Raw genomic sequence first — 6,385 nt, forward strand, 5'->3', positions numbered from 1 at the left:
GCTGGCCCGCTAATCAGCAAAATCAGGGTAGAAATCGGCCCAAGAAACGCAGAATAAGGCCGGTAGGTTGAAAAAACCGGGTTGAAAAAGGGGGACGGTGAGAATTGGCTAATTGTTCAGCGTCTCCTTAATGTCATCTCAGCTCTTCGCGATGCCTGAAGCCGATGCGATAATCGTTACCGATAGCTGACGTTTGCCAATGACTCAAAGGACGGGGTCTATATGGAGAAGAGATATGAGCACTCAAAAAATCTGCTGTTTAAGTATGCAAGCAGCCAATGGCGGGGTCAGACCGGACGTTCCGGCCAGGAAGGGTGGGAAGGGGCTGGGAATAGCTGAGTGATGGATCAAATTCCCTCTTTACTCATCGCCGGCCAGCTCTTAATGGCGATAGTGGCAGGTTTGCTGCTCAACCTGACGCCCTGCGTTTTGCCTGCAATTCCCATTAAGGTCCGGACCATCTTACGAGAGGCGGGCAGCCAACGATCGCACCGCGTGCTGGCGGCATTGGCGTTCACCGCAGGAACGCTCGCGTTTTTCCTGACGTTGGGCGGACTGACCGCACTTCTGCAGTGGAGCTGGGGCACTTTGTTTCAGTCTGCGGTGTTCGTTGGTGTCCTTGTTGCCTTGATGGTCGGGTTTGCGGTGGTCACCTGGCTGGATTTGCCCATCCCGATCCCGGCGTTCGCCGCCTCGGTCCATGGCCGGCGCTACTTTGAAGCATTCGTATCTGGGTTATTGAGTGCGGTTTTGGCCGCACCCTGCGCCGGTCCTTTCCTTGGTGGAGTCCTAGCCTTTGCCGTTACCCAGCCGACGCCGGTAAGTATGGGGATATTCGGCAGTATCGGGCTGGGGTTGTCGCTGCCCTACGCAGCATTGATGCTCAAACCCGATTGGCTGAGCCGGTTGCCCAAGGCGGGGCCCTGGACCCTGGTCATTAGAGAAGTGCTCGCGTTGGTCTTGCTGGCCGCAGCCGTCTTTTTCAGCGCGAGCCTGGTGCCCAAAGCGGTTTATACCTGGCTATGGTGGTCTTGGCTGGCCCTGGTGCTGGCCTGGGGTGCCCGCCGTTTCGTCCAGGGTAATGGTACCGTGCGTGTGATCACCACAACGGCGGCAGGCCTTGCCCTTGCGATGACTGTGGAATTCGCATCCCCGCTGGGCAACAGCGAAGACGAACTCGTCTGGCAACCCTACTCCGCAAAACTACTGACGGAGACAAAAGCCCAGGGCACACCCTATTTGCTGGAGTTCACCGCCGACTGGTGCATCAACTGCAAGATACTTGAGCGCACGGTCTACCAGGAGGCCGCTGTGGCCGAAGCCGTGCGGCGCACCAAGATGGTGCCCATACAAGTTGACGTGACAGCGAGCAACCCAGAAAAAGATGCGCTATTAACTGCGACCGGCGGGCAGGCCTTACCCTTCGCAGTGGTTGTTGACCGTGACGACACCGTTATCGCCCGTTTCACGGGGCTTTTTGACACCGACAGCTTGGTCGAAGCTATCAATCGCACCGGAAACCCACAACCTTAGATACTGGAGACCCAATCATGGTGATTCGACAAAAAGGATTGCTAGCTGGAGTAGTGGTTTTTGCGATCGCGATCGCTGCGTTCATGTTGATCGACACCAACGGAAACAACCTCGACGCTGCCCAGACTGAACGTGCCGGTCTTGAAGTCCCGGTGCCGACCCGAGCAGGGTTGGCAAATTCCGCTGATAAGGTCCGCCTCACTGTTGCGGGAGGCGCCGCAGCAATGGCGGGAAAGACGGGTGATTTCGTTTTAACACTGAACATTCAACCGGGCTGGCATGTGAATGCAAATCCGGCCTCCATGGAATTCCTGATTCCCACCGTCGTCAGCTCTTCAGTCAACGGCCAGGCGCTTATAATCCCGACGCAGTACCCGCGCGGCCGGGTCAGTGACATTGTGCTGAGTGACACCGCCCTAGAGGTGTATGACGACGGTGCAAGTATTCGGCTGCGGCCCGACGAAAAACAGACCGCCGTGCTGGAAAAGGTAGGCAGGCTCGAAATGATTGTACGGGTGCAGGCCTGCAGTGACGAGGGCATTTGTCTGGCACCGACTGACCTGCCCGTTGCGCTGAATCTGGACGATACCAAGCGACAATAAGTCAGAACGGCCCTCGGAAATGACTCAATTGGGGAATGACTGTGAACAGCTTATTCTGAGTATTCCCCGATTGCCGTGGTTGCGCTGGGCAGCTCAACGCCATGCCCCACCGTTCATATCTTGAGATGGGCGAGACTCGCTTCGTTAAACACCAAACTTACATTGTGATTCGCGCATTCCGCATGACGAAGTGGCTTCGGGGCAGTGCCGGCAATCGGTCCCAGGTGATTGATAGATCCTGTTCGGGAACCTCATATTGGAGCGAGCGAGCCAGGAAGCGAACAGCAACGCTCATCAATGCGACGGCGACGCCTTCACCTGGACAGCGATGGTTAACATGCGGGTCGCCTGGTCCTTGTGGGATGAAGCAGTATGGCGACGGAGAGTTGGATCGAAAGCGCTCAGGCTTGAAACGATCTGCCTCCTCCCAGAGCTGGGAATCGTGATTGGTTCCGTATAAGTCCAGCAGGACTAAGGTGCCCCTGCCAAAGGCAAATCCTTCCCATAGAAAATCTTCTTTCACGCGAGCGCTGATCGCTGGGAAGAAGGGGTAGAAACGCCGCACTTCCTGCACAAAGCAACCTATATCTCTTTCATCTCCCGACTGCAGGTTTCTCAGACAGAACGGGTGCTTGTGCAGCGCTAGCGCTGCAAAGGTTATGAATACAGAGACGGCTACCGTCGGCCGCAGCAGATTTAGTAGTTCCACTGATGCGGTATGTAGATCCAACGGCTGTCCGTGCTGGTCCTTGTAATGGGCGATGCGTTCGAGAGGCGATTGCTCGGGTGTAGGGGGAGCGGCGCGAGTGGACTCGACAAGTTCTGCCGCCCATTGCTCCAATCGGCGACGTGCCTTCCGTGCCTGCCAGTGCTGCAGACCGATCGCGCCGGCGTGCTCATAGAGAGCTGCAAGATCTTGAGTCCATTGTTGAACATCTCTTTCAGCGATTGGAGCACCGGCCCAGTCGCATACGGTGCGGCAGAGAATTTCGCGAGCAATCTCGTAGAGGACGATTGACTCACCGGGACGCCAAGTTCGCGCATACTCCCTCCAACGAACCTCGCTCAACTCTGCTAGTTCCTGCACGTTCGCGGGTGTGAGCACTCCCATGAAGAGGGCCTTTCGGTGACGATGCGCATCACCGTCCAAACCTTGGACACCGTCTTGTCCGAATAAGGTTTTTTGCAGTCGCTTGGGCGCAGCGTTCTGGCGAACGAATCGGTCAGGGTCGCAAATCAAGCGAGCAGCTTCGGCACCTGTTAGGCACAGAGTTTTCTGTAACATCAAGCGAGTTTGAAACACCGGCGATTGATGAAACTTACTGCGCGTGGAGATAAATCGGTAGGGATCTCGCAAAAAGGCCCAAGTACTGTCCAATCCGGTGTCACGCGGTATGTTTGGCATTGCTGACTCCACCCGTTCTAGCTACGTGTTGCGGATTTCATCCTGCTCTGAAGAATTGTGACCGGCCGGGTAAGCAGATGTTGGATGAACAGGATCAATAAATTGCCCGAAATAATTTCTGGGGTAGTCCTTTTCATGCAATCCAACCTCAGCCTCGCCCAGCTTCCCGGCGCTGTCGTAGAAGGTTCCAAACATCTGATCCCACACAGTTGAAAACTCACCGAAGTTGACCTGAGCGTCTTCGAAGTCGCGCTTATGGTGCCAACGATGGACCTCAGCAACCCCTAGCACATGCCGCAGCCAACCCACGCTGTAGTCCAGGTTCGAATGCTGAAAGGCCAGATGGACGGTTAGGATCCCAAACCACGTTGCGACTACGGCAGACGGAGCTCCAGATATGAGCAAAACCACCAGCCCCGGCCCGGCCATCAACGCCGCATGCAGAGGATGTCGACGTTCTCCGTTCATCCAGTAGAGCCGCTCAGCGCTGTGATGGATCATGTGAAAGCGCCACAGCCAATGCACCCGGTGGCTGATGCGGTGCATCACATACAGGCTCAAGTCGAGCACGGCGGCGACTAGTAGCAATTGCAGCCACAATGGGCTCTCGATCGGAAAGAGCCGAACCGAAGCCGGTACCGCATCGCCTAACTTAGCCAGAAATTCTGCAGTAAATTGAATGACAGACAGGTTCACCAGCATGTGCAGCAGATCCGTCAGGGTGTCCTGATGATCTTCCAGCCAGGCTCGCCGAAAAGGCTGGATGCGCTCCAAGCCAGCAATGAGTAGCAGCCCCGCCGCGGCGACTATGGGTGTGGTGGGCCAATACGGTATACCTGCATACAGCGCCCAAATCATGAAGGAGGCACAGCCGCCAAACACAAGTGGATAGCTCAGCCACCGTATGGCGAATCGCAAGGGAATAGACATCGCTCAGCTCCTGAGTAGGGAGCCATGACTGTATGTGGGAAGGTCCGCTTTCGGCTTGAACGAAAGAGCTACGACCCCTGAAGATCGACTTCAGCCAGGGCGGAGGAAGGATCGATGCCCAGCAGTGCCCGGAATGTCCGGGAGAAATGTGCCGAGTCAGAAAAGCCCGCCTCATGGGCCGCTTCAGTGAGTAGACCCCCTTTGGCTAGGTGCTGTAGGGCTTGTGTGAGACGTAACCATTTCGCATAGCTGCGCAGCGGCAAGCCTGTCTGTTCCACGAACCAATGGGAAAACCGTGTAGGGGATAAATGCACCAACGCGGCCATTTCTTCGCGCCTCATTTGGCCTCTATGCAGCGCTTCAATCACCTTTGTCAAGCGAGGATCTGGAATCGGTGGATCGGGTAGCCGCAGTGCCTGGCGCACCCCCGTCCTAACCTGGAGAGCGGTATGTCCTGTCTCGCGCAGCATATCGATAATCGCTACTACGTCCGCCGGGGCGATCACGACTACCCTTGCTTCTTCGGTACCCCGCATAGTTGGGGCTTCATCGGATAGTGCATCCAGATAGATCGACAGCACTCGACCAGCACTGATCCGGTGTTTCAGGCCCGCGGCGATGAAGATGGCAGCCCCTGTTTGAATGCCCAACGGAGTTTCAACCGATACAGGTGAATCGAGGCCCACTGAAATCTGATGCGCCTGATGGTGGTGCCACTCCTGGTGGCCGGCACGGCCATGAAAGATGCCGATGCCGGGCCCTATCCAGGCCTGGCCTGCCCAGCGTACGGTATCCGTTGAGAGCGAGCCTTTCATTCGTTGACTCGGCCGGCTTCCGCATTTGGGCTTAGCAAACTGCTCAGGATCAACATGGCGGCGCCACCGACGATAGCAATATCCGCCAGGTTAAACGCAGGCCAATGCCAGGACAGCCAGTAAAAATCCAGGTAGTCGATTACATGGCCTCGAAATGCGCGATCAATCAGATTCCCAACTGCCCCGCCCAAGATAAGGCTATAGCCTAGGGCTTCGCTTTTGGCTCTGCGTTTACGCAATATCAGAGCCAGCACGATCGAAACGACCAAAGCTATGACAATGAAGAAGTAACGCTGCCAACCACCCGCGTCAGCCAGGAAGCTGAACGCTGCACCGGTATTCCAGAAGTGAACCAGGTTGAAGAACGGGGTGAGAGGAATCACGGTGCCGACCGGGAGCGAACCCGTAATTGCGCTTTTCAACGCTAGGTCGGCCGAGGCAATGGCTAGCGATAGCATCCACCAGAACCCAGGAGCAACAAGAGGTGATCTAGGAGACGACCTCATTGCATTTCTCCTTGAAGAAGTCGCTGCAGCTCCGGTGAAATAGGCATCGGCGCAAAAGCACTGACCCTGGCGCGCCCGCTGTTTCCGAGCGGCACCCAGATCTTCGAGAACAGCAGGGCCGCCATGATTCGCGGTACTTGGCTGAGCACCTTTCGTAAGTCGCGCAACTGCCAGCCGGCCCTCAGCATCAGCCAATGGCTCTGAGCATGAAGAATAGGCATTCGCTGGCTCAATATGTGGGCTCGCTCCAGCCAGGAGAAAGCCTCGGTTGGCGCCTCTTCATTAAGTGCTTTCCTAGCCTGGAAGAAGGCCTCATCAATGGCAATGCTGAGAGCGGTATTCATCTGGATCTCACTTACGCAGTAGATGCCCGAGTGAACACCCTATAGCTGCTATAGGGTCAAGCGCTATGGGCGATTCAAGACGACGCAAAAATGACTTTATGCCGGATTACGAAAGAGGTTTGTGGGGTTTGGGGAGCAATGGAACCAAAAACCAACGTAAGCCCTACCACCTGCGCTCGGTGCCTTCTTCCCAGGCATCCGCCTCGATGAAGCAGTTGCGCATGTCGGCTTCCTGGCTGATCTCGGTCAG

8 protein-coding genes are annotated in these 6,385 nt (G+C 56.2%); 3 read left to right on the forward strand and 5 right to left on the reverse strand.

The features are described from left to right. Positions 1–342: 342 nt before the first annotated feature. Entirely contained in the window at positions 343–1,533 is a 1,191-nt protein-coding gene (locus tag IEG05_RS22680; RefSeq protein WP_017246246.1) for a protein-disulfide reductase DsbD family protein, read from the forward strand. A 17-nt stretch (positions 1,534–1,550) separates the two neighbouring features. Then, positions 1,551–2,135: a protein-disulfide reductase DsbD domain-containing protein gene (locus IEG05_RS22685; protein WP_017246245.1), complete on the forward strand. Its 585-nt coding sequence runs from the start codon at positions 1,551–1,553 to the stop codon at positions 2,133–2,135. A gap of 157 nt (positions 2,136–2,292) precedes the next feature. Here IEG05_RS22685 and IEG05_RS22690 read toward each other — a convergent pair whose 3' ends face one another. The 5 genes from IEG05_RS22690 to IEG05_RS22710 form a co-directional block, all read right to left on the reverse strand. Then, positions 2,293–3,540, reverse strand: coding sequence for a cytochrome P450 (locus IEG05_RS22690; RefSeq protein WP_191122763.1), 1,248 nt, complete (start codon positions 3,538–3,540; stop codon positions 2,293–2,295). A 21-nt stretch (positions 3,541–3,561) separates the two neighbouring features. Then, positions 3,562–4,470 (reverse strand): sterol desaturase family protein, encoded by a 909-nt coding sequence (locus IEG05_RS22695; protein WP_023083085.1) that lies wholly within the window; start codon positions 4,468–4,470, stop codon positions 3,562–3,564. Positions 4,471–4,538: 68 nt separating this feature from the next. Further along, positions 4,539–5,285 carry a helix-turn-helix transcriptional regulator gene (locus IEG05_RS22700; RefSeq protein WP_023083084.1) on the reverse strand — a complete coding sequence of 249 codons (747 nt, stop codon included), beginning with the start codon at positions 5,283–5,285 and terminating at the stop codon, positions 4,539–4,541. Continuing rightward, positions 5,282–5,791 (reverse strand): signal peptidase II, encoded by a 510-nt coding sequence (gene lspA / locus IEG05_RS22705; protein WP_023083083.1) that lies wholly within the window; start codon positions 5,789–5,791, stop codon positions 5,282–5,284. The genes IEG05_RS22700 and lspA overlap by 4 nt, the downstream gene beginning before the upstream one ends. Further along, positions 5,788–6,135 carry a DUF3703 domain-containing protein gene (locus tag IEG05_RS22710; RefSeq protein ID WP_044727165.1) on the reverse strand — a complete coding sequence of 116 codons (348 nt, stop codon included), beginning with the start codon at positions 6,133–6,135 and terminating at the stop codon, positions 5,788–5,790. Before IEG05_RS22710 ends, lspA begins: the two co-directional genes overlap by 4 nt. Positions 6,136–6,200: 65 nt before the next feature. On the opposite strand from IEG05_RS22710, the gene IEG05_RS23700 reads away from it, so the two are divergent. Further along, positions 6,201–6,385: hypothetical protein (locus IEG05_RS23700; protein ID WP_224742962.1), on the forward strand; the 185-nt coding region annotated here is incomplete at its 3' end.

The organism is Stutzerimonas kunmingensis (assembly GCF_014764705.1).
Taxonomy (GTDB): Bacteria; Pseudomonadota; Gammaproteobacteria; order Pseudomonadales; family Pseudomonadaceae; genus Stutzerimonas.

Excerpts from the sequence above, each read along its gene's own strand:
- IEG05_RS22685 (WP_017246245.1), top strand. The coding sequence starts at position 1,551 with ATGGTGATTCGACAAAAAGGATTGCTAGCTGGAGTAGTGGTTTTTGCG.
- IEG05_RS22690 (WP_191122763.1), bottom strand. The coding sequence starts at position 3,540 with ATGCCAAACATACCGCGTGACACCGGATTGGACAGTACTTGGGCCTTT.
- IEG05_RS22710 (WP_044727165.1), bottom strand. The coding sequence starts at position 6,135 with ATGAATACCGCTCTCAGCATTGCCATTGATGAGGCCTTCTTCCAGGCT.
- IEG05_RS22680 (WP_017246246.1), top strand. The coding sequence starts at position 343 with ATGGATCAAATTCCCTCTTTACTCATCGCCGGCCAGCTCTTAATGGCG.
- IEG05_RS22695 (WP_023083085.1), bottom strand. The coding sequence starts at position 4,470 with ATGTCTATTCCCTTGCGATTCGCCATACGGTGGCTGAGCTATCCACTT.
- lspA (WP_023083083.1), bottom strand. The coding sequence starts at position 5,791 with ATGAGGTCGTCTCCTAGATCACCTCTTGTTGCTCCTGGGTTCTGGTGG.
- IEG05_RS22700 (WP_023083084.1), bottom strand. The coding sequence starts at position 5,285 with ATGAAAGGCTCGCTCTCAACGGATACCGTACGCTGGGCAGGCCAGGCC.